Source organism: Microtetraspora niveoalba, from assembly GCF_001570405.1.
GTDB lineage: Bacteria > Actinomycetota > Actinomycetes > Streptosporangiales > Streptosporangiaceae > Microtetraspora > Microtetraspora niveoalba.
On sequence record NZ_BBYM01000043.1, the window covers coordinates 1 to 22567 of the forward strand.

General features: G+C 73.1%; 20 protein-coding genes. 14 read left to right on the forward strand and 6 right to left on the reverse strand.

The window, feature by feature from the left end; genetic code table 11:
* Window positions 1–247: 247 nt before the first annotated feature.
* The 5 genes from AWQ70_RS32540 (at window position 248) to AWQ70_RS32560 (ending at window position 5617) form a co-directional block, all read left to right on the forward strand.
* On the forward strand, window positions 248–1432 hold the full coding sequence (locus AWQ70_RS32540; RefSeq protein ID WP_084518059.1) for a sensor histidine kinase: 1185 nt from the start codon (window positions 248–250) through the stop codon (window positions 1430–1432).
* Window positions 1416–2561 (forward strand): hypothetical protein, encoded by a 1146-nt coding sequence (locus AWQ70_RS32545; RefSeq protein ID WP_067184965.1) that lies wholly within the window; start codon window positions 1416–1418, stop codon window positions 2559–2561. Before AWQ70_RS32540 ends, AWQ70_RS32545 begins: the two co-directional genes overlap by 17 nt.
* Window positions 2528–3184: a response regulator transcription factor gene (locus tag AWQ70_RS32550; RefSeq protein WP_218004741.1), complete on the forward strand. Its 657-nt coding sequence runs from the start codon at window positions 2528–2530 to the stop codon at window positions 3182–3184. Before AWQ70_RS32545 ends, AWQ70_RS32550 begins: the two co-directional genes overlap by 34 nt.
* Before the next feature lie 240 nt (window positions 3185–3424).
* Window positions 3425–4219 (forward strand): hypothetical protein, encoded by a 795-nt coding sequence (locus tag AWQ70_RS32555; RefSeq protein ID WP_067184967.1) that lies wholly within the window; start codon window positions 3425–3427, stop codon window positions 4217–4219.
* A 216-nt stretch (window positions 4220–4435) separates the two neighbouring features.
* A complete protein-coding gene (locus tag AWQ70_RS32560; protein ID WP_157530746.1) occupies window positions 4436–5617 on the forward strand; it encodes a hypothetical protein in 1182 nt (393 codons plus the stop codon).
* A 43-nt stretch (window positions 5618–5660) separates the two neighbouring features.
* Here AWQ70_RS32560 and AWQ70_RS32565 read toward each other — a convergent pair whose 3' ends face one another.
* The 3 genes from AWQ70_RS32565 to AWQ70_RS32575 form a co-directional block, all read right to left on the reverse strand.
* Window positions 5661–6305 carry an SRPBCC family protein gene (locus AWQ70_RS32565; protein WP_067184972.1) on the reverse strand — a complete coding sequence of 215 codons (645 nt, stop codon included), beginning with the start codon at window positions 6303–6305 and terminating at the stop codon, window positions 5661–5663.
* Window positions 6306–6375: 70 nt separating this feature from the next.
* Window positions 6376–8604, reverse strand: a complete 2229-nt coding sequence (locus AWQ70_RS32570) for a polysaccharide lyase 8 family protein (protein WP_245647252.1) — start codon at window positions 8602–8604, stop codon at window positions 6376–6378.
* A gap of 194 nt (window positions 8605–8798) precedes the next feature.
* A complete protein-coding gene (locus tag AWQ70_RS32575; protein WP_067184977.1) occupies window positions 8799–9368 on the reverse strand; it encodes a TetR/AcrR family transcriptional regulator in 570 nt (189 codons plus the stop codon).
* A gap of 116 nt (window positions 9369–9484) precedes the next feature.
* Here AWQ70_RS32575 and AWQ70_RS32580 point away from each other — a divergent pair, with 116 nt between their 5' ends.
* The 3 genes from AWQ70_RS32580 (at window position 9485) to AWQ70_RS32590 (ending at window position 12511) form a co-directional block, all read left to right on the forward strand.
* Window positions 9485–10678 (forward strand): FAD-dependent monooxygenase, encoded by a 1194-nt coding sequence (locus AWQ70_RS32580; RefSeq protein ID WP_067184979.1) that lies wholly within the window; start codon window positions 9485–9487, stop codon window positions 10676–10678.
* Between the two features lie 68 nt (window positions 10679–10746).
* The gene (locus AWQ70_RS32585; RefSeq protein ID WP_067184982.1) at window positions 10747–10989 is read left to right on the forward strand and encodes a hypothetical protein; all 243 of its coding nucleotides are present in this window, start codon (window positions 10747–10749) and stop codon (window positions 10987–10989) included.
* A 190-nt stretch (window positions 10990–11179) separates the two neighbouring features.
* Entirely contained in the window at window positions 11180–12511 is a 1332-nt protein-coding gene (locus AWQ70_RS32590; RefSeq protein WP_157530750.1) for a M64 family metallopeptidase, read from the forward strand.
* 17 nt (window positions 12512–12528) lie between these two features.
* Here AWQ70_RS32590 and AWQ70_RS32595 read toward each other — a convergent pair whose 3' ends face one another.
* Together AWQ70_RS32595 and AWQ70_RS32600 are read right to left on the reverse strand one after the other, a co-directional pair.
* Window positions 12529–14394, reverse strand: a complete 1866-nt coding sequence (locus AWQ70_RS32595) for a CASTOR/POLLUX-related putative ion channel (protein WP_306303425.1) — start codon at window positions 14392–14394, stop codon at window positions 12529–12531.
* A gap of 116 nt (window positions 14395–14510) precedes the next feature.
* Complete coding sequence (locus AWQ70_RS32600) at window positions 14511–15404, reverse strand: siderophore-interacting protein (RefSeq protein ID WP_067184988.1); 894 nt, start codon at window positions 15402–15404, stop codon at window positions 14511–14513.
* A 214-nt stretch (window positions 15405–15618) separates the two neighbouring features.
* Between AWQ70_RS32600 and AWQ70_RS32605 the strand changes: the two genes are divergently transcribed.
* A complete protein-coding gene (locus AWQ70_RS32605) occupies window positions 15619–16482 on the forward strand; it encodes a DMT family transporter (RefSeq protein ID WP_067184991.1) in 864 nt (287 codons plus the stop codon).
* Here AWQ70_RS32605 and AWQ70_RS32610 read toward each other — a convergent pair.
* A complete protein-coding gene (locus AWQ70_RS32610) occupies window positions 16424–17524 on the reverse strand; it encodes an MGDG synthase family glycosyltransferase (protein ID WP_067184993.1) in 1101 nt (366 codons plus the stop codon). The genes AWQ70_RS32605 and AWQ70_RS32610 overlap by 59 nt on opposite strands.
* A gap of 65 nt (window positions 17525–17589) precedes the next feature.
* Between AWQ70_RS32610 and AWQ70_RS32615 the strand changes: the two genes are divergently transcribed.
* The 5 genes from AWQ70_RS32615 to AWQ70_RS32635 all read left to right on the forward strand — a co-directional run bounded on the left by AWQ70_RS32615 (window position 17590) and on the right by AWQ70_RS32635 (window position 22567).
* Complete coding sequence (locus AWQ70_RS32615) at window positions 17590–18303, forward strand: polysaccharide deacetylase family protein (RefSeq protein ID WP_245647253.1); 714 nt, start codon at window positions 17590–17592, stop codon at window positions 18301–18303.
* A 203-nt stretch (window positions 18304–18506) separates the two neighbouring features.
* Window positions 18507–19367 carry a squalene synthase HpnC gene (hpnC, locus tag AWQ70_RS32620; RefSeq protein ID WP_067184999.1) on the forward strand — a complete coding sequence of 287 codons (861 nt, stop codon included), beginning with the start codon at window positions 18507–18509 and terminating at the stop codon, window positions 19365–19367.
* Window positions 19354–20223, forward strand: a complete 870-nt coding sequence (gene hpnD / locus AWQ70_RS32625; RefSeq protein WP_245647254.1) for a presqualene diphosphate synthase HpnD — start codon at window positions 19354–19356, stop codon at window positions 20221–20223. Before hpnC ends, hpnD begins: the two co-directional genes overlap by 14 nt.
* Complete coding sequence (gene hpnE / locus AWQ70_RS32630) at window positions 20220–21563, forward strand: hydroxysqualene dehydroxylase HpnE (RefSeq protein ID WP_067185002.1); 1344 nt, start codon at window positions 20220–20222, stop codon at window positions 21561–21563. Before hpnD ends, hpnE begins: the two co-directional genes overlap by 4 nt.
* On the forward strand, window positions 21560–22567 hold the full coding sequence (locus AWQ70_RS32635; protein ID WP_245647255.1) for a polyprenyl synthetase family protein: 1008 nt from the start codon (window positions 21560–21562) through the stop codon (window positions 22565–22567). Before hpnE ends, AWQ70_RS32635 begins: the two co-directional genes overlap by 4 nt.

Below are 22567 nucleotides of genomic sequence, written 5' to 3' on the forward strand. Positions count from 1 at the left end.
CCGTCGTCCGGCGCGCCCGCCGCTCCGGAGCCCTCGCACGGGGCCGCGGGGTGGCTCGCGGCCGGGGCCGGGCTCGTCGCCGCGGCGCTGACGCTGGGCGAGCTGCGCCGCCGCCGTACGTCCCGTACGTGACCCATCCCAAGGCGTGGGGCGGGCCCGCCCGCCCCACGCCTGCACGTCTCATCGCCGACCGGATCGTCTGACTTGTGGAGTTGACGGCCTGTGGGAGGTCGATAGTCTTCGGCGAATGGTCGGGGGACTCCGGGCGGCGGTCGCCGGGGAAGGCGGCGCCAGGGCGGGACCGGGAGCCGCCGAGCGCGAGCTGAACCGGGCGGCCGAGCGTTACGCGGTCTGGCTGCGCACGGCGGTGATCGTGCCCTGCGCGGTTTTCGGGTTCTTCGCGGCGCCCTCCGGGCGCGAACCGGTGGCGGCGGCCCTGGCGGGCGTCGCGATCGGATGGTGCGCCCTCCACCTCGTCCGGCCCAGGAGCCGGTCGCGCCGCGACACGTGGAGCGTCGCCGCCGTGGACGGCGTGGTCCTCGTCTCGATCGGGCTCGGCCAGCCGGTCGCCGGCACCCCGGACTCGGGGAGCTGGGTGCTGGCGGTGGTCTCCATAACCGCCGTCACGTTCCCGTACGAGTGGCCGACGAAGCCGCTGGTCGGCGGCGCCCTGGCCGTCCTCGGGCTCGGCGCGTACGTCGCCGGCTCGGTCGCGTACTCCGGTGAATGGTGGCCGATGCTGCCGCCCGCCGTACGCGTGCTGACGGAACTGACCCTGTCCCGGTTGTCGTACGTGCTGGTCCGTTCCCAGGCGCGCCGGGCCGATCGGCTCACCGGGCGGGTGGCGGCCCGGCGGCGCGAGGCCGCGGTGACGGCGGCGAGGCGCGCGGGCGAACGGGAGTACCTGGCGACCCTGCACGACACGGCGAGCGCGACCTTGCTGATGGTCGCGGCGGGCACCGGCGACGGGACGCGGCGGGTGGCCGAGCGGGCGCGCCAGGACCTGGAGGAGCTCGCCAGGGTGCCCGGCTCGGATGTCAGCCGTGTGGACCTGGGCCGGCTGCTGGCCACCGCGACCCGTCGCCGGGCGGTGCTCGTCCGGTCCGAGATCGGCCGCCTGCCGCCGCTGCCCGCCGGACCGGCGCTCGCCGTCTTCCACGGCGTACGCGAGGCGCTGACCAACGTCGAGCGGCACGCGGAGGCGGCGGAGGCGGCGTTGCGCGCGGAGGTGGACGAGCGCGGCAGGATCGTGGTCGAGCTGCGGGACCGCGGCCGCGGCTTCGATCCGGACGAAGTGTCCCCGCATCGGCGGGGCGTCTCCGGCTCCATCATCGAGCGGATGGCGGCCGCGGGCGGCCGGGCGCTGGTGACGTCGAGGCCGGGCCGGGGAACCACTGTGCGTTGGACGTGGCCGGATGACCGCGACGGCTGAGCCCCGCGACAGATCCGCCGGCCGGATCGAGGACCGGCTGCTTCGCGGCATCCGCGTCTCGATCCTCGCGGTCACGGTGACCGTGCAGTTCGGCCTCTGCCTGACGGCTCTCGTCGGGAACATCGACCGCTACCGTCCGCTGTGGCTGGAGGTCGCGAGTTTCGTCCTGCTGGCGGGGGTGGCGGCCGCCGCCGCCGCGTTCCTGGTCCGCGGCGGGCGCATCCCGATCGCGGCACGGTCGGCCGGCGCGACGCTGGTGCTGCTCGCGGCCGGCGCGGCGTCCCTCGCCGCCCCGCCGGGCAACCATCTGGATCCGGCCCACTGGCACTTCGGGCTGGTCGGCTGGTACGGCGTGCTGCTGCTCTTCGACCTGCCGTGGGTGTTCCTCACCGCGTTCCTCGCCGTGCTCCTCGCGCCGGCGGTCGCCAAGGCGGTCGTGCCCGATGTGCCCGAGCCTGAGACGTGGGCGGCCATGGCGGTGTCGGCGGTGTCGGTCTACGGCTTCCAGCTCGCGCTCGGCCTGCTGGTCCGGGGCGTCCAGCGCATCGCCGCGCGGGCCAGCGCGGCGGCGGCCGAGGAGGAAGGGATCCGCACCGAGGAGGCCGTGGCCGAGCACATGCACGGCGACCACCGGCAGCGCTACGTCGCGTTGCTGAGCACGACGATCCCGTTGCTCGCCGGGCTGGGGTACGGCTCTCTCGACCCGTCCGATCCGGAGACGCGGCGCCGGTGCGCGCAGGAGGCCGCCAGGATGCGCCGCCTCTTCGCGGAGGGCGACAACGTGTCCGACCGGCTGGCGCACGAGCTGCGGGCGGTCATCGAGGTCGCCGAGCGCAACGGGGTCGCGGTCAGGTTCGCGGCCCGGGGCGAGCCGCGGTACGTGCCGAAGGAGGTGAGGCGCGACCTGATCGACCCGGTGTCGGCCGTGCTGGCCGCGGCGGTCTCGACGGCACGGGTCACCGTGGTCCGCACGCCGGAGCGGGTCCGGGTCAGCGCGGTCGGGGACGCGCCGGGACGGGCGTGTCCGGAGTACGAGTCCGGTCACGTCGAAGTCGAACATGTGGTGACGGAAGACCGGCTGTGGGTGGAGGCAGTGTGGCGGCGGACGATGCCATCACGGTGGCGGTGATCGACGATCACCCGGTGGTCCTTGCGGGCGTGGAGCACTGGTACTCCACTGCGGACCCGCCGATCGAGGTCGTCGCCTCCGGCGCGACCGCGGAGACTGCGTGGACGCGGCCCGGGGACTCAGCGGCGGTCGTCGTGCTCGACCTGCAACTGTCGGGGTCCCGCCTGGCGTACGACGATCTGCGATGCCTGGTGGACGCCGGCCGGCAGGTGATCGTCTACACGATGCGCGACGACGAGCGGACCGCGTTGACCTGCTTGGACATCGGGGCGTTCACCTATCTCACCAAGGCCGAGGGAGAGGACCACCTCGTCGCGGCCACGGTCGCCGCCGCCCGCGACCTGCCGTACACGCCGCCGGCGCTGGCGGGCGCGTTCGGCGCGAACACGGCCACGGAGCGGCCGCGGCTCTCCGTACGCGAGGAGGAGGTGCTGATCGAGTGGTTCCAGTGCGAGTCGAAGGAGCTCGTCGCGGAGCGGCTGGGCATCACACCGCGTACGGTCAACACCTATCTGGACCGGGTGCGGATCAAGTACGCGAGCGTGGGCCGGGAGGCCAGGACCAAGGCGAAGCTCGTCGCGCGGGCCATTCAGGACGGGCTCATCCAGGTGGACGACCTGTGATCGCTCGATCACCGATCGCATTGTGGGTCGAACGACCGTCACCCACGACGATCTCCGTTCCCTAAGGTGGTGGTCCCGCGGCGACGGGAGCCCCATGCGCTCCCAGGGGGCACAGGCCGCGGGCCCTTCATTCCGCGTCCGTCCGGTGTCTCCCCCACACCGCCGATCGGCCCGCCGGCGCGAGGCCGGTGCCGGGACGCGGGTGGCCGAGCAAGCACGAGAAGATTCGGAGTCTGTGTCGTGACGCGAGTTTCCAAGCGTTCACTCAAGCGGAAGGCTGGGCGCGGCCTGGGGGCGAGCGCGCTCATCACCGCCGCGCTGGCGCTGCCGTTGTCGTTCGGGACGGCGGCCCACGCCGACGCCCCCGACAAGACGGACAACAAGCTGACCGCGGGTGAGGTCCTCAAGCCGGCCGAGTCCGTGAAGTCCCGGAACGGCCAGTACAAGCTGATCCAGCAGTCGCAGGGCAACCTCGTCCTGTACGGCCCGGGCAACAAGGCGATGTGGGCGACGCCCACTTCGGGCGCTCCCGCGTACGCGACCATGCAGCGCGAGGGCAACCTGGTGATCTACAACTCGGCGAAGCAGCCGCTGTGGAGCACCAACACCGCGGGCAACCCCGGCGCCTACCTCACGGTGCAGGATGACGGGAACCTGGTCATCTACTCCGCCGACAACCGGTTCCTGTGGTCGAGGCACGCCTACGTCGGGTCGCTCCCCTCCGGGCACACGCTGAAGACCGGGCAGTGGGTGCAGTCGCCGAACGGCGCGTACAAGCTGCTCATGCAGAAGGAGGGCAACCTCGTCCTCTACGCGCGGGCGAACAAGGCCCTGTGGACCACGCCGACGGCGAACCAGCCGGGCGCGAGCGCCACGATGCAGAAGGAGGGCAACCTGGTGATCTACAACGCGTCCAAGCAGGGCGTGTGGACCACCAAGACGGCGGGCAACTCCGGCGCCTACCTGGCGGTGCAGAACCAGGGCAACATCGTGATCTATTCCAAGGACGGCAAGGCCCTCTGGTCGGCCGGCTGACGAAAGGCGGTCGTCGCGGGCCCGGTCCGATCCGAGAGAAGAGGACCGATTTGACCCGGGGGAGGCGGACCGTCACCATCATCCGGCCCGATGTCCGAACCGACCATGGGAACGCCGGTTGCCCCCCTCCGCCTCCCTTCCGCCCTCCCGCGAGGCGTACCCCCTGTTCTGGTGGTCGCTGGCCGCGCTGCTGACCGTCTGGGACCACGCCCTGATGTGGCTGGCCCTGTACATCCCCTCCCTCGACCTCGTCGAGACGATGCCTGGACCGGGACGAGGCCCGCGACCGCGCGACCGCGCCGCGCCGTCCCCTGGCGTGCCATCGCGATCCACGCCGGGGCGATCGCCATCGGCGCGGGGGCGGTCCTGGCGGCCCTGGCCGCCCTGCGACTCGCGCCGGGGCCGGCACGGGTCCTCACCGCGGACGGCACCCCGCGGTACGCCCTGGCCCTGACGGAAGACCGGTTGGCGGTGCTCGACCTGGCCGGACGCGGGAGACCGGACTTCGTCGGCGCGCCCGACCGGGAGTTCTACCAGTTCACGGCTGTCGCCAGGGACGTCGTGCCCGGGTCCTACCTCGCCGCCGTCACGACTATGGGCGACGGTGCCATGGGCGGCCGGTCGTCGCGGATCTACCGGGTCGTCCTGGACGAGGACGGCCAGGCGTCGATCGGCGACCGTGTCGGCGGCGACCACGAGGGGATGATCAGGGATCTGGCCGTCTCGCCGGGCGGCCGGATCGCCTACTCGCTGGTCGTGGGCGACCCCGCGGACCCGACCGAGATCGCCGCGACGAAGGTCGGCCTCGCCGAGGAGCGGCGGGAGTGGTCCGCGCCCGGCGGACAGGGCGGCGACCCGTTCCAGACGAGGAGCCTCGGCCTGCACTGGCGGGACGCGGACACCCTGGTGTTCCGCGCACGACCGCCGCGCGCCCGTTCGGCCCGGCTGCTCGCGCTCGACACCCGCCGCCCGGGATCGGACCTCTACGCGGCCGCGACGCTCTTCGTGATGAACGTCTTCGAGGAGGGCACCGGGCTCAGCCTCGCCGGTGAGACGCGGATGGCGGTCTCCGGGGCCGAATTCGGGGGCGGCGAGCAGCGCATCGTCATCGTCGAACCGCCCGCGAGGAAGCCGGCCGGCAGCGCCTTCAACCTTCCCTGTCGCGACATCGACGCCTTCACCGCGGACCCCTCCGGGCGCTACCTGCTGATCTCGGTGAACGAGCAGGCGTGCCCGTACGGCGCCGGCGCCATGTACGAGTTGTTCCGCGTGGACCTGCGCCCCGCGCCGGGAACGGCGACGCCGGCGACCGGCTATCCATCCGACGCGCCGCCGCTGGGCCTGCCGCGGCAGCGCGTGTGGTGGGGAGAGGCGCGGGTGAGCGGCCTCGCCTGGTGACCCCGCTGACGCCGGACCGGTCCGGCGTCAGCGGTGGCGTGGATCAGAGCGCGCCGCTCTCGATCGCCTGCTTGAGAGCTCCCTGCAACTGCTGGTGGGCGGCGACGCCGTTCGTGGCGGCGAAGTCGATCATGTCGTTGTCCGCCTCGAAGGTGAGCCGCTCGGTGACCTGGGTCTTGCCGCCCTTCAGCTGCGTGAAAACGATCTTCTGGTGGGTGACGACGCCGGGGAAGGACCAGCTGTCCGTCTCGTAGTAGAGCTGGTCCGGGTGGAGGCGCTGCTGCGCGTGGGTCTTGCTGACGACCACCGTGCCCTCGTACGGGATCTCCTCGATGGCGGTGAGGTTGATGGAGCGGGTGCCCGCGTTCCACCAGTCCTTGTGGGTGACGACCCGACGCAGGAACGGGTTCATGCCGATGTGGTTATTGAAGTTCGAGTACGCCGGGAAGACGCGCGCGGCGGGCGCGTCGATCTCGACCGAGATGCTGGTCGTGACCCGGCTGCGTCCGGAGCCCTCGGCGGGCGGCGTGGTGTCGGAGAAGTTGTAGGTGTCCCACGTGGTCTGCCACTCCTGGGCGATCGCGGCGTCGGCGTCCTGCGCGTCGGCGCGGGCGGGACCGGCGAAGGCGGTGAGGAGGAAGGCGGCGGCGAGCGTCTGTGCCGCGGCGCGTCGTGCGAGTTTCTTCACGAATACCCCAAGAAGAGACATGAGATGTGCGTGCTCTTCTATCACGAAGCGATCTACGGAGAGGCCCCGCCTACCGGTCCGCGAGACGGACGGTCACGGTGACGGATCCGCCGTCCAGGTCGGCGAGACGCCCGAAGGCGAGCGTGAGCCGCGCTCCGACCACGGCGTCGTCCAGGAGCGGATGGCCGCCGAGCAGCCCGTCCGTCGGCCGGTCCCAGGTCAGGGTCAGCTCGTCCAGGTCGCAGCGGGGATCGGCCACGGTCAGCATCGCCGTCCCGTCGCCGCGTTCCCTGACGAGGACCGCGCACGGGGCGGAGGCGGCCAGACCGGCGACCGCTCCGTCGTTCCAGAAGTTGGCTGCGGTGATCCCCAGGGACGGCACCCGTACGGCCTGCTGCCGGGTGGTGTTGGCGAGCACCCGCACCCAGCCGGGGTCGGCGGCGCGGGCCCGGGTCAGCTCCCGGCTCGCTCCGGGCAGGAGCAGGTAGGCGTATCCGGCCGAGACGGGATCCACGCCGTGGTCGAGCCACAACGTCACATATCTCCTGGCCGTCGGGCCGGCGACACGTTCCTCGCGGAGCGTGCGCAGCCGCCCGCCGCCGGGCAGGACGTAGCCCGCGTGCCCCTCCAGATGCGCCCAGCCCGCCTCGGGGTCGACGGTGAGGACGGCGTCGGTCCGGCGGTTGTCCACGACGGTCTCGACCGGCACGCCGTCCTCGGCGGTGATGCCGGCGCCCAGGCAGACGACCGCGTCGTCGAGGAAGAACCACGACTTGAACGCGTCGAGCGTGCTCTCGAAGCCGTTCAGATGCTGGCCGACCGACGCGTACACGCCGTCGGCGGCGCCGCCGACCCAGCGGCCGGGCGGGCGGGTGTCGCCCCACGCCTCCCCCGCCCCGTCGGGCAGCCGCCGGGTGGAGACGGTCGTCCCGGGCAGCCGGTACGGGTCCACGGTCGGCCAGAAGGAGTCGGAGTACTGGTCGCCGTGGCCCTCGGCCCACCAGTAGAGCATCCCGGAGCCGGTGTGCCAGCCGCGCGGGTTCTCGCCGTTGCCGTGCTCGTAGTGGCCGATCCGGTGAGACGCCATGCTCAGCGCCGCGCACCAGCCGGGGCGGCGGTGGACGGCGCGGGCGCTCATCGGGAACAGCCGGTGTCCGGAGGGCTCGCCCGCCGCCGGGATCGTGTCGTCGTCCAGGATCGCGGCCAGGCGGGCGTGGAACCCCAGATCGGCGCGCTCGGCCGCGCGGAGCATGGGGACGGAGGTCTCGCGCACCGCCCACCCCTTGACCACAGCCTGCCAGCGGGCGCGCTCGGCGGCGGAGGCCGTCTCGCCCAGCAGCAGGATCGACGCGGCGATCTCGCGTCCCTTCTCGTGGTCGCCGTACGGCCTCCTGCCGACGCCCCGGCCCCGGACGAGGTCCATGCAGAAGCCGTCGTACACGAACGGCGCGAACGACCTCTCGACGGCGTCGAGCACGACCTGACGGCGCGGGTCGGCGATCTCCCACGGCGTGCCGCGCAGCACCGCGGACATCGTCGCCAGGCCGGACAGCAGCACCGCTCCGTACCCGCCCTGGTACGGCACGGACGTGTGCTGGACGAACGAGCCGTCCCGGTGGAACCCGTCGCCCTCCCTGACGTACGGGAAGACCGGGGCGAGGGCCGTGACGGCGAGCGTGGCCTTGTCCGGGTCGGCCCCGAGCACCGCGCGCAGCAGCGTCACGACGCACAGGTCCACCCGGTTGGCCCCGGTGCTGGTGCCGTCGTAGTCGTCCAAGAGGCACTCGGGGACGAAGCGGTCCACCGCGTCGCGCAGCGCGGCGCCCTGCCGCTCCGTCAGGCACGGGCCGATCAGCACGGCCGCGTCGAGCAGCGCCTTCGGGACGCCGATCCGCCACGTCCACCAGTTGCCGTCCGCGTCGGCGTCCTCGGCGTACACGTGCCGCCGGTAGTGGTCGATCCCGGCCGCGACGGCCGCGCCGAAGCCCGGATCGCCGGTCACGCCGGTGCCCGGCAGCGCGTACGCGCGGGCCATGGCCCGCAGCCGCGCCGGGGTGGCGGTGAACGAGGGGAACGGGAGGTCGGGCCAGAGCGACCGGCGGGTCGGCGCCATGCCGGCGTGACTGCGGGCCACCGCCGCTCCCAGCGCCGCCAGCCGGGTCCGGTACGGCTCCGCCCGCGGGTCGAACCCCGACCCGGCGGTGACGTCGCGCCACCGGCGGCGTACGAGGGCGAAGGCGTCGTCCCACGCGTGCCCGGCGCGCTCCTCGGCGCATCCCGAAACCAGCGCTCCGGCCATGGCGGCACCGCCGAGCCGGAGAAACAACCGCCTCGAACATCCCATTTACGAAATACGTTATCGAGCTCGCGCGGGTCGGTCAGGCGCGGCGACGTCAGCGGCACGTTGGTGGCGACCATGGCGGCCACGCCGACCCCGGCGGCGGCCGGCAGGCGTCGCCGGAGCGGCCCGGACCGGATGCTCGGACGGGCGGCTCAGCGGTCGAAGCCGGCGGCGACGGCCCTGATCGCCCGCGCGAGGTCGCCGCCGGTGGGCGCGTTCTCGGGGTCGATCAGCCACTGCGACAGCAGGCCGCTGAGCAGGGTCTGGTAGAGCCGGCCGGTCGCGCGGAGCGTCTCGGGGTCGGCCTCCGGGTCGAAGATCTCGGCGAGCCCGCGGCGCGCCTCCTCCAGCCCGGTGCCGAACACCGCCCGCATCTCGGGCAGGTGGTCGAGCTGTGTGATCACCTCGAACTGGGTGCTCCACAGCGGCCGCTGGGTGGTGAACGAGCCGGCCACCCGCTCCCAGATCGCCTCGAACCGCTCCTGCGAGCCGGGCCGCATGCCCGTGTCGGGGCCGAGGGCCCGTTCCAACTCGTCGCCCCACTCCCGCATCGCGTCGAACAGGGCCTCGTTGAGCAGGGCCTTGGTGGACCGGAAGTGGTAGCCGATGGAGGCCAGGCTGGTGCCGGACGCCGCCGCGATGTCACGCGCGGTCGTGCGCGTATACCCCTTCTCGTAGAGGCAGCGCTTGGCGCCGGCGAGCAGATCTTCGCGATTTCCCATGCCGTCACCCTAACACGGAAGTCTGAGACGCTTGTACTAGACAGACTTCTGAGACATCTGTACAGTCGGATTCACCGACGGCGGGAACGCCGCCACGAACCCCCGAGGAGTCCCCCATGAAGACGGTCCTGATCTCCGGTGCGAGCATCGCCGGCCCCACGCTCGCCTACTGGCTGAGCGAGTACGGCTTCGCTCCGACGGTGGTCGAGCGCGCCCCCGCCCCGCGCGACGGCGGCTACAAGATCGACATCCGGGGTGCCGCCCTCGACGTCGTCGAGCGGATGGGCCTGCTGCCCCGGATCGAGGCGCTCAGCACGGACATGCGGGTCGCCCACTTCGTGGACGCCCGGGGCGAGCGGCTCGCCAGCATGGACGCCGAGCTGTTCGGCGGCCGGGAGAACACCGACGTCGAGATCATGCGTGGCGACCTCGGCCGCCTCCTCCACGAGGCGACCGCCGACCGGGCGGAGTACATCTTCGACGACTCGATCACCTCGATGACCGAGACCGAGGACGGCGTGCTCGTCACCTTCGAGCGCGGCCCCTCGCGGGTGTTCGACCTGGTCGTCGGCGCCGACGGGCTGCACTCCAACGTGCGCGGGCTCGCCTTCGGCGACGAGGGCCGGTTCACCCGCGACCTCGGACACCACATCTCGATCTTCACGGTGCCCAACCACCTGAACCTCGACCGCGTCGAGATGGGCCGGGCCGAGCCGGGCGGGTCGGCGCTCATGTACGCCACCTCCCGCGCCGCCGACGCCCGGGCGATGTTCCTCTTCGATTCGGACGGCCCGGCCCCCGGCCGGCACGACGTCGAAGGACAGAAGAAGACCCTCGCCGAGCGGTTCGCCGGCTTCGGCTGGGAGGTGCCCCGGCTGCTCGACGCGATGGCCGACGCACCCGACTTCTACTTCGACTCGCTGAGCCAGATCCACATGGACACCTGGTCGAAGGGCCGGGTCGTCCTGGTCGGCGACGCCGCCTACTGCGCGTCCCCCGCCTCGGGCCAGGGCACCAGCCTCTCCCTCGTCGGCGCGTACGTGCTGGCCGGGGAGCTGGCCGCCGCGTCCGGCGACCACGCCGCCGCCTTCGCCGCGTACGAGCGCGAGCTGCGGCCCTTCGTCGCCGCCAACCAGGCCCTGGCCGAGGGCAACCTCAAGGGCATGGTCATGAAGTCGAGGCTCCAGATCCGGTTCCAGATGTTCATGCTGCGCCTGCTGCCCCACCTTCCCGGCTCCTCCGGCATGGCCGAGCGCGTCACGGCGAAGATCCACAAGGCGGCGACCGCCATCTCCCTCAAGTCCTACTGAGCCGCCCCCGCGAGTGCTCGGCACCTGTGCGGGTAGGGGCGCTGCATGCGATCGAAGGAGGGGTGGACATGGCTGACCGTGCCGCGCTTGAGGAGATGCAGAAGGTCCTGGACGAGGTCTTCCGCGATCGTGAGCGGGCCACCCGCCGCGAGGTCTACGCCTCGGCGTCCGCCCGGGTGGCCCTGCCGGCCGACATGCTGGCGCACCTGAACGAGATGCCCGACCGCAGCTACAGCCGCCAGGAGATGGTGGACGCCATCAACAAGGTCATCGAGAGCCGGGGCGAACAGGACGCGATGGGCCTGCTCTGAGCCCCCCGGCCCGGGGTCGATCCCGGGGCCCGGCATCCCAAAGCGGGATAACCCGCCGGTTATGTGCGGCGTCGACCTGCGGGATCGCGGCGGACGTCAAGGGGCCGGCCGGATCCGACCCCCGCGCGTGATCGGGCTGTGATCACACCGCCCCCACAATCTGCGCAATTCCCCCGACAAGGAGATCCTTGTGCGCAGATTTCCCGTGCTCGCCGGCGCGCTCCTGGCCCTGACGCTCCTCCCGGCCTGGCCCGCACACGCCGCCGGTCCCGACGGCACCCGGAAGGTCGAGGTGTTCGACCAGGACGCCCCCAAGGGGTACGTCGACGTGCCGGTGAGCGACGGCCCCAGATCGCGGAGCCTGGCCCCGCCGTCCGCCACGGTGACGCCGATCGAGGTGAACGGGCCGAGCGACAAGCGCATCGACCTCGTCTACCTCGGGGACGGCTTCACCGAGGGCGAGATGGCGGCCTACACCGCGCAGGTGGCCAACAGCTGGAACATCCTGGCCCAGCGCGAGCCGTTCAAGAGCTACCGCAAGCTGTTCAACGTCTGGCAGGTCAACGTCGTCTCGAACGAGTCCGGCTCCGACAACGACCCGGAGCCGGGGGTCCGGAAGGACACCGCGCTGGGCGGCGAGTACTACTGCGAGGGCCTGGCCCGCCTGATCTGCGTGGACGTGGACGCCGCCTACGCCTACGCCGGGCTCGCCCCCGGCTTCGACCAGATCGCCGTGGTGGTCAACAGCTCGACGTACGGCGGCGCCGGCTACACCGAGGAGGAGCTGGTCACCTTCTCCGGCGGCCACCCCTCCGGCCCCGAGATCCTGCCGCACGAGCTGGGCCACTCGCTCGGCGACCTGGCCGACGAGTACCCGTACTGGGCCTATCCCGACGACGGCAGCACGTACACGGGCGACGAGCCGGTGGAGCGCAACACCTCGACGTACGACGCGGCGCGGCAGACCGCCCAGCGGAACAAGTGGTGGCGCTGGCTGGGCGCCGAGACCCCCGACGGCGGCGTGATCGGGACGTTCGAGGGCGCGGCCTACTACAACCTCGGCATCTACCGGCCCAGTGACAACTCGCTGATGCGATCGTTGGTCAAGCCGTTCAACCTGGTCGGCCGTGAGGAGATGACCCGCAAGTTCTACGAGACGACCGGGCTGGTGGACGACGCCACGCCGAGCTCCGCTCCGGTGCGGGCGGGCGGCACGCTGTCGGTCACCCCGGTCCCGGTGCCGACGGTGTCCACCCGCTGGCTCGTCAACGGCCACGAGATCGCCGAGTGGGCCGGGCGCACCTCCGTCGAGGTCTTCGACCGCAAGCCCAAGATGTCGCACGGGCAGGCCGAGCAGCCGTGGTGCGGCCGCAAGGACCTGAAGGTCAAGGTCAAGGGCGAGCGGACCTGCGTCTACACGGCCGTGGTCGCCGACTCCACCGACTTCGTGCGCGACCCCGCCTACCAGGACGGCCCCCTGAGCACGTCGATCACCTGGACCGTCACGGGCGCGAAGTTCTGACCCCGATGTGACCCCCGTCAGTCCTCGGCGACGACGATGACGTGATCGCCCTCGCCGAGGACCAGGGGGATGCCCTTGGGCGGGTTGAGCGTCACGCCGTACGCCGGGGGCTCGTCGCTGTGCCGGCCCCGCCGGTAGCCGATCGCGACCTCGCCCCTGCGCCGCGCCGACTCGATGACGGTCGCGAAGTTGGCCTCCGCGCCCGGCCGCACGTAGTCCGAGGCGGGCTTGAGATAGATCTCCGAGCCCGCCGGGTCGAACAGGTCGGCGAAGACCGCGTACAGGTTGCGGTTCTCGGCGAGCTGGGTCAGCAGCAGGCAGATCAGCTTGCTGCTGACGATGAAGTCGTCCGCCTTGGTGACCTGGGCGATCTCGCGGTTGTTGTCGTCGTTCATCTCGGTGACGATCGAGTACGGGTCGCCCAGCCGCACCTCGATGTCGCGCAGGTGCAGCAGCGTGACCAGCGTGCGGTCGTCGGCCCGGTCCGGGGCGACGCCGTCGTTCGAGAGCACCACGATGTGCTGGTACGTCCCGAGGTCGAGGGCCTCGAGCGATCGCCTGCTGGTCGGCTCGCACACCTTGTAGCCGACCACCAGGCTCTGCCGCTCGCTCTCCACCGCGTACGCGGGGCGGCGCGGCGCGGCCACGTCCACGACGGAGCCGGGCGGGGCGAGCCGGTCGAGCAGGTCGATGATCTTGGCGGCGCGGGCGTTCCAGCCGATCAGCAGCGTCCGGTCCGGCACCGGCTCCCGGTCGGGGGCCGTGGTGACGACGTCCTCGATGACCGGGTGGGGGGCGTCGGCGAGGCGGATGAGCAGGTCGTCCTCTGCGACCACGATCATGCTGTCGCCGGCCTCGATCGGGGTGTCGGGCGGCGGGTTGACCAGCACCGGCCCGTCGGCCTTGTGCACCCCGATCGGAACGCCCAGCTCGTACGCGTTGAGCACCTCGCCGTACTTCCTGCCGACGAGCGCGGGCTCGGGCCGGAAGTAGATCTCGTTGCCCGCGAAGTCGAGCAGGTCGGTGCAGACGGTGGACAGGCCGGCCTGGCGGTGCGACTGGACGACCATGCGTACGGTGATGTCGTCGGCGTCGATCACCAGCGCCGAGTCGCCGGCGGCGAGCCGGGCCGCCGCGAGGTTCTCCGAGTCCTGTACGGCGGCGACGATGTGCGGCCTGGCGCCGCGCCACGACCGGTTGTTGAGCAGCAGCAGCACCTTGATGACGTCGATGTCGGCGTCCTCGCCCTGCGGCGGCAGCACCATGATCGCCTTGGCCGTGTCTGGGCTGACGAGTTCGAGGTCCGCGCCCTTGAGCGGGTTGCCGGAGCGGCAGATGACCCGGGTGTGGCCGGTGTCGGGCACACGCATCCGGATCTGGTCCTCCATGCCGACCTTGTCGCGGTCGGCGAGGATCACCACGCACGAGCGCCGGGCGCTCTGGTTGGCCTTCACCAGCTCGCCGATCACCGTGAAGACCTGCTCCGACCAGCCCAGGATGATCGTGTGCCCGCGTTCGACGAGCTGCGACCTGCCCTTGCGCAGCTCGGCGATCCGCGCCTCCAGGCCGGTCGTGAGCACACCGATGAGGGCGCTCACGATGAAGATGCCGCCGATCGTGACGGTGAGCATCAGGCCGAGGAAGAGCGGATGGCCGGTGTCGCCGCCCATCGTGCCCGGGTCGAGGGTGCGCAGCAGGCTCATCCAGGCCACGCCGATCCAGCCGTTGTTGTCCTCGGCGTCCTTGTCCGTGAGGATCACGACCAGGATCGTGACCACCGCGATGAGGGCGACCGAGGCCAGCCCCAGCCAGCCGATCAGGGCGGGGGTGCCCCGATCCATCGTGCCGTCGAACCAGTACCGCAGGCGGGTCCGCAGTCTCACCCGCACCTGCTCACCCGCACCCGTCACGCTCCCGCCGTCCGCCCGTCGTCCCCTCCCAGAACCACGCCAAAAGGCGCGGATCCGATCACCAGGAACATAGCAAGGCGACCCCCGGCTCAGTCGTGCTCGGGTGCCCCCTGACGCCAGTAGCCCATGAAGGCGACGCACGAGCGGTCCACGCCCAGCTCCCGTACGAGGTGGCGGCGCAGTTCGCGGACCACGCCCATCTCGCCGGCCAGCCAGGCGTAGAAGCCGCCGGAGGCCCGCTCGGGCACGTCCCAGAGGAGCTCGGCGGACTCGTCGTCCGGCACGTCGGCGGGCGCGCTCTCCTCCGCCCCGACCCCCAGCTCCCGTACGGCCTCGCGGACGGCGGGGATCAGCAGCTCGCCGTGCCGCGCCGTACCCCTGGGCAGCCAGGTGACCTCCACGTTCGGCGGGACCCGCAGGTCGAGCACGTCGCCGGGCTCGGGCACCTCCAGGAGCACCCGGGCGGCGGAGTCGCCGAGCGTCTCGGCGATCGCGCACACGGCGGGCACGGCCGTCTCGTCGCCGGCCAGCAGCAGCCGGGTCGCGCCGGCCGGGGGCGCCCACTCGAGCCCGACCGGCGGGCCGGAGTACGTCGCGTCGGGGCCGACGACGAGGGCGGGGCTGCCGGGCCGGGCCTCGGCGGCCCACCGGGACGCGACGCCGACGGGCCCGTGCAGCGCGAAGTCGATGTCCAGCTCGCGGGGCTCGCCCCGGCCTCCGCGCAGGGCGCGCACGGTGTAGGTGCGGATCGGGTTCTTCCTGCTCTCGGGCAGCTCACGCCAGACGGGGTACCAGTCCGGGCCCCCGGGGAAACCGTCCAGCCCGACCTCCGGCAGCGGCACCACGACCTTGACCCGCTGGTCGAACCCGTCGTGCCCGAACCCGGCGAGATCGTCGCCCGCGAGCGTGACCCGAACGAAGGTCGGGCTGAGCCGCTCGGTGCGGGCGACGTGCAGACGGAACGGCCGGTAGGCGACGGACATCGAGCACTCCCTGAACTTAGGCACGCCTAACTTTGTTTAGGCTAACCTAGCCTCACCTGATGGCGCGAGGGAAGATCGGCCAAGCGGCAGGCAAGGCCCGGTCGCGGCCCCGCCGGAACCGGCGTGGAGCGCTTGCGCGCGGTGCCGGTTCCCCGATGCTCGGCCCTATGACCACCACTGACGGGCGGCACGCCCCCCGGAAGGCCGGGCGCCGGTGATCGCGGTGATCCTGGCCGTGCTCGCGGCGGCCTGCAACGCCCTCTCCTCGGTGTTGCAGCGCCGTGCGGCGCGCACCGCGCCCGAGAGCGACGCCTTCAAGCTGACGTTGCTCTGGGACATGATGCGCAAGCCCGTGTGGCTGGGCGGCATCGGCGCCCTGATCGGCGGCTTCCTCCTCCAGGCGAGCGCGCTGAACTTCGGGACGCTCGCGCTGGTGCAGCCGCTGCTCATCACCGAGCTGCCCTTCACCATGCTGATCATCTGGCTGATGTACCGGATCAAGCTGACCTGGAACCTGTGGCAGGCCATCATCGCCGTCACCGTCGGGCTGGGGGTCCTGCTCGCCGCCGCCAGCCCCGGGCACGGGACCCGGGCCCCGGATCCCGCCGACTGGATCATCGTCACGATCGTGTGCGGCGCCATCGCGACGTATCTGATCGTGGCGGCCAAGATCAGCAGCGGCTCGCACCGGGCGGCGCTGCTCGGCACCGCCTCCGGACTCGGGTTCGCGTTCACCGCCGCGCTGATGAAGGAGGGCACCCGCCTCTTCGACACCGAGCAGGCCGAGGTCCTGACCACCTGGCCGGTGTACGCCATGGTGGCCGCGGGCGTGTTCAGCGTGTTCCTGCTGCAGAACGCCCTGCAGAGCGGCAACCTCGTCGTCGTCCAGCCGACGCTCAACGTCACCGACCCCGTGGCGAGCATCGGCCTCGGCGTCGCGCTCTTCGGCGAGAGCATCCGGCTGGGCGCCTGGATCGTGGCCGAGCTGATCGGCATCGGCCTCATCTTCTACGGCAGCGTCAGGCTGGCCCAGTCGCCGCTGATCCGCCAGGACCTGGCGGCGGGCCATTCGGAGTGAAGAACGACTCGGCGGGCGCGGCGGCGAACAGGGCGGCCCCGGGCGCGGCGTGCCGCTCCCGGCCGGCCGGCGTCCCGACCCGGTCGAGTGCGGCGAGCAGCTCCGCCGCGTCCCGCGCGTACACGGTGAGCCCCGCCCGCGCCATCGCCAGCGCGCCGTCCCGCCCGTGCCCCGGGATCGGCAGGTAGGAGATCACCGGAACCCCCGCCGCCATCGCCTCCCTGCAGGTCAGCCCAGCCGCGTTGTCGACCAGCGCGTACGCCCCCGACATCAGGGCGGGCATGTCGTCACACCAGCCGAGCACCGTACCCGAGGCCCCGATGCGGTGGCCGAGGCGGCGGCGCAACGCGTCGTTGCGCCCGCACAGGACGACGGGCCGATAGCGCCCGGAGCCCGCCAGCACCAGGGCGGTCCGCTCGACACCGCCCACCCCCCACGCCCCGGCGGAGACCAGGACCCGCCGCTCGGCTCCGTCCGGCCACCCGGCCCCGAGGAACTCCGGCCGGACGAGCGGGGCGTGCCAGGACGCGGGCCGCCCCGTCGCCTCCCGCACCGCCCGCGCGGTCGCCGGGTCGGGGCACAGATAGCGGTCGTTCCCCGCGTGCAGCCAGAGCCGGTGCGCCGCGAAGTCGGTGAGCAGCACCGTGCTCGGAACCGGCAGCAGGCCGCGCGCCCGCAGGTACCCGGCCGCCTGCGCGGCGAGGTGGAACGCCGACACGACCTCGTCCGGCCTCCGGTTCAGCAGCAGCCTCCGCAGCCGGGCCGCGACCAGGGCGGTCATGGGCGACAGACGCGCGGTCCCGCCGCGCGGCGTGAAGAAACCCCGGTAGATCAGCTCGTACGACCAGGGGGCGCTGCCCACCATCCAGCCGTACCAGCCGCGCAGCGCCGCCCCGAGCCGGAGCGGCAGCAGGTCGAGCACATCCGTCACCTCGGCGGTCACGCCCCGCGCGCCGAGCCGCCTGGCCAGCTCGGCGGCCGCCGCGTCGTGCCCGGCGCCCATGCTCGCGCTGAGGATCAGTACCGCGCGCCGCGCCGGCATCGCCGTGCCTCTCCTGCCGCGCGTCCGACGGCGTGACCTGGGAAAACATGGGAAACACGGGAAATGTGAGAATCGGAAGCCCCGGAGCGGCCGCCCTGGCCGGGCTGGCCCTGCTGTACGCCGGCCCCGCCGCCACCTGGCTGCCCGCCGTACGCCGTCTGACGCCCCGCCTCGCGGGCGTCGGCGCGGCCGGGCACGTGGCGCTGACCTTCGACGACGGCCCCGACCCGCGCTCCACGCCCCGCTTCCTGGACGAGCTGGAGCGGCTCGGCTGCCGGGCGACGTTCTTCGTGCTCGGCGAGATGCTCGACCGCCACCCCGGGCTCGGCCGCCGCATCGCCGGGGACGGCCACGAGATCGCCGTCCACGGGTGGCGGCACGACAACGCGCTGCTCGCCCGGCCGGGACGCATGGCGGCCGAGCTGGCCAGGGCCGCCGACCTGGTCGCCGCCGTGACGGGGACGGCACCCCGCTGGTACCGGCCGCCGTACGGCGTGCTCAGCGCCGAGACCTTGGCCGCGGCCCGGCTCCGGAGGCTGCGGCCGGTGTTGTGGACCGCGTGGGGCCGGGACTGGACCCCCGCGGCCAGCCCGGACTCCGTGGTGGCCGCCCTGGCCCCCGGCCTGCGCGGCGGCGCGACCCTCCTGCTGCACGACACCGACCACACCTCCGCGCCCGGCTGCTGGCGGTCGGCGCTCGGCGCCCTGCCCCGGCTGGTCGCCGCCTGCCGCGCGGCGGGCCTGCGCGTCGGGCCGCTGCGGGACCACGGCCTCCACTGATCGCACCGCTGATTTACCTCCGAATTTCCACTCTTTCCTCGCCCGCCGGTTTAAACGGACCACCCGGCAAACAAATCGCCGGTGAATTATCAGAAATGCGGCGGCACGTCCGGACAACAAATATTCGCCCAGCTCACGCCCGGCAAATCCCAATGACCCGGGACTCCGCGTTTATGGCCGCCCACGACGGACAGCCTCAATTTATGTCATCGGGGGGAGACGACGCACGAGACGTCGCACTCAAAGCGCGCCGGGAAAACTTCCCGGTCGCTTCCCGGCTGCTGCCACGCGGCTACCGCCGTCACCTCCTCGCGGTGTACGGCTTCGCGCGGTTCGTCGACGACATCGGCGACGAACCGGGGAACGGCGACCCGCTGCGCCTGCTCGACACCGTCGAGGCCGACCTCCACCGCCTCTACACCGGACGGGACCCCTACCTGCCCGCCGTACGGGAGCTGGAGGAGACCGTCACCCTCTGCTCCATCCCCGCGGCGCCCTTCCACCGCCTGGTCGAGGCGAACCGGCGCGACCAGACCGTCACCCGGTACACCACGTTCGACGAGCTGCTCGACTACTGCGAGCTGTCCGCCAACCCGGTCGGGCACATCGTGCTGCACGTGTTCGGTCTGGCCGCCCCCGACCGCCTCGACCTCTCCGACCGCGTGTGCACCGCGCTGCAGATCATCGAGCACTGCCAGGACGTCGGCGAGGACTACGCCCGGGGCCGGATCTACCTGCCGAAGGAGGACCTCCAGCGGTTCGGCTGCACGGAGGCCGACCTCGTCGGGGCGAGCACCCCGGGGCGGCTGCGCGACGTGGTCGCGCTCCAGGCCGAACGGGCCGAAGGGCTGCTCCACGAGGGCGACCCGCTCGTCGCCTCGGTGAGCGGGCTGGCCCGCTTCGCCATCGCGGGCTACCTCGCCGGGGGCCACGCCACCATCGCCGCCCTGCGACAGGCCGGCTACGACGTTCTCGGGCGCGCCGTACGGCCGCGCGGCACGCGCCTCGCGACGGCGTGGTTGCGCATCCTGGCGAGAAGGGGGTTGGGCCGTGGGCGTCCCTGAGGCGTACCAGCACTGCGAGCAGATCATGCGAAAGAAGGCGCGCAACTTCTCCTACGGCCTGCGCCTGCTCCCGGCGCCCAAGCGGCGCGCGCTGAGCGCGGTGTACGCGTTCGCCCGCCGCATCGACGACATCGCCGACGGACCCGGTCCGACCGGGCCGCGGCTGGCCCGGCTCAACGCGGCGCGGGAGGCGCTCGACGCCCCGCCGCTCCCCGGCGCGCCCGGCGGCCCGGACCTCGTGCTGGTCGCGCTGCACGACGCCGCCCGGCGCTACCCGCTGCCGCTGGCCGCGTTCGGCGAGCTGATCGACGGATGCGCCGCCGACGTGCGCGGCACGACGTACGCGAGATTCGACGAGCTGGTGGCCTACTGCCGGTGCGTCGCCGGGTCGATCGGACGGCTCTCGCTCGGCGTCTTCGGTTCCGACGACCCCGAGGCGGCGACTCCGCTCGCCGACGCGCTCGGCGTCGCGCTCCAGATCACCAACATCCTCAGGGACGTGCGCGAGGACCGCCTCGCCGGGCGGATCTACCTGCCGATCGAGGATCTCGAACGGTTCGGCTGCACCCTGGAGCTCGACGGGGCGGGCCGCTTCACCGACCCGCCGCACCGGCTCGTCACGCTCGTCCGCTACGAGGCCGTACGCGCCCGCGAGTGGTTCGCGGACGGGATGCGCCTGCTCCCCGCGCTCGACGCCCGCAGCGCCGCCTGCACCGCGGCGATGGCGGGGATCTACCGCTGCCTGCTCGACCGCATCGCGGCGGACCCGACCGTGGCGCTGACCGCCCGGTTATCGCTGCCGCCGTGGGCGAAGGCCATGGTGGCGGCGCGCGCTCTCGCGGGGGCGGGCCGATGACGCGGGATCCGGTCGCGATCGTCGGCGGCGGCCTCGCGGGCATCGCCGCCGCCGTCGCGCTCGGCGAGGCCGGCGTCCCGGTGACGCTGTACGAGGCCCGGCCGAGGCTCGGCGGCGCGACGCACTCGTTCACCCGCAACGGGCTCGTGGTGGACAACGGGCAGCACGTGTTCCTGCGCTGCTGCACGGCCTACCGGGGGCTGCTCGACCGGCTCGGCTGCGCGTCCCGGGTAGACCTGCAGGACCGGTTCGACGTACGGGTGCTCACCCCGGACGGGCGGTCGGCGCGGCTGCGCCGTTCGGCCCTGCCGGGGCCGCTCCACCTCATGCCGGCGCTGGCGCGGTACCCGCTGCTCGCGCCGGCCGACCGGCTGCGCGCGATGCGCGGCTCGCTCGCCCTGCGGCGGCTCGACCCGGCCGACCCCGCGCTCGACCGGGTGGACCTCGCGACCTGGCTCACCGCGCACGGGCAGCGCGACGCCGCGCGGCGCGCCCTGTGGGAGCTGTTCGCGGTGGCCGCGCTGAACGTGTGCGCGGGCGACGCGGCGCTCGGGCCGGCGGCGATGGTGTTCCGCACCGCGCTGTTCGGCCGGGCGGACGCCGCCGACATCGGCGTGCCGGCCGTACCGCTCGGCGAGCTGCACGGCACGGCCGCCCGGGCCGCGATCACCCGGCTCGGCGGCAGCGTGCTGCTGTCGTCGAAGGTCAAGGCGATCGAGCCGGGGCCGGTGGTCGTGGTGGACGGCGCGCGGGTGAACGCGTCCGCCGTCATCGTCGCCACCCCGCACGAGCAGGCCGCCGGGCTCGTCCCTCCGGACGCGGCGCCGGACCGGGACCGCTGGAGCGGCCTGTCGGCCAGCCCGATCGTCAACGTCCACGTCGTCTACGACCGGCGGGTGACCGGCCTGCCGTTCGCCGCCGTCGTGGACTCGCCCGTGCAGTGGGTGTTCGACAAGACGCGGGTCGCCGGGCTGCGCGACGGCCAGTACCTCGCGGTCTCCGTATCGGCCGCCGACCGCTGGATCGACCGGCCGACCGCCCAGGCCCGGGCCGTGTTCGTCCCGGCGCTCGAACGGCTCTTCCCCGGCGCGCGACGGGCCCGGGTCACGGACTTCTTCGTCACCAGAGAGCGTCGCGCCACCTTCCGCCAGGGGCCTGGCAGCGGCGCGCTCCGCCCCGAGGCCGCCACCCGGTGGCCCGGGCTGTTCCTCGCCGGCGCGTGGACCGACACGGGCTGGCCCGACACGATGGAGGCGGCCGTGCGCAGCGGACTCAACGCGGCCAGATTGGCCAGGCGTCATCTGGACGCGGGGACTCTCACCACGGGGGCGGCCCGGTGAGGGCGGTCATCCCGCCGGCCGTCATGGCCGCCCGCGGGCTGGTGGAGCCCGTGCTGCGCGACGCCGTGGCCCGGCTCGACCCGATCACGCGGCGCGTCGCCGCCTACCACCTCGGCTGGGCCGACCCCGAGGGCCGTCCCGTCACGCCCGGGGGGAAGGCCCTGCGGCCGGCCCTCGCCGTGCTGTCGGCGCGGGCGGCGGGCGCGGAGCAGGCGCCGGCCGCGGCCGCGGCGGTCGAGCTCGTGCACGCGTTCTCGCTGCTCCACGACGACATCATGGACGGCGACCGGATGCGGCGGCACCGGCCGGCCGCGTGGGCCGTCTTCGGCCAGTCGGCGGCCATCCTCGCCGGTGACGCGCTGCTGTCGCTCGCCGGGGAACTGCTGCTGGAGGACGGCTGCCCGGGGCGGGTCCCGGCGACCCGCTGCCTCGCCGCGGCCACCCGGCGGCTGATCGCCGGGCAGGCGCTCGACCTGGAGTTCGAGCGGCGCTCCGACGTGACGCTGGACGAGTGCCGCGAGATGTCCACGCAGAAGACCGGCGCGCTGCTGGCCTGCGCCTGCTCGATCGGTGCCATGGCGGTGGACGGCCCCGAGCCGCTCATCGCCTCCCTCGCCGCGTTCGGGGCCGAGGCGGGGCTCGCCTTCCAGCTCGCCGACGACCTGCTCGGCATCTGGGGCAGCCCGGCCGCGACCGGCAAACCGGTGCTGTCGGACCTGCGGGCCCGCAAGAAGTCGCTGCCGATCGTCGCCGCGCTCACCAGCGGCACCCGCGCGGGCGAGCGGCTCGCCGTCCTGATGGCGGGCACCGAGCCGCTCTCGGAGTCCGACCTGCGCGACGCCGCCGCGCTGGTGGAGGAGGCGGGCGGCCGCTCCTGGGGCGAGACCGAGGCCAAGCACCGTCTCGACGCCGCCGAACGCCACCTCGCCGACGCCGACATGCCCTCGGCGGTCCGCGCCGAGTTCCTCGACATCGCCCATTTCCTGACGTCCCGGGGACACTGA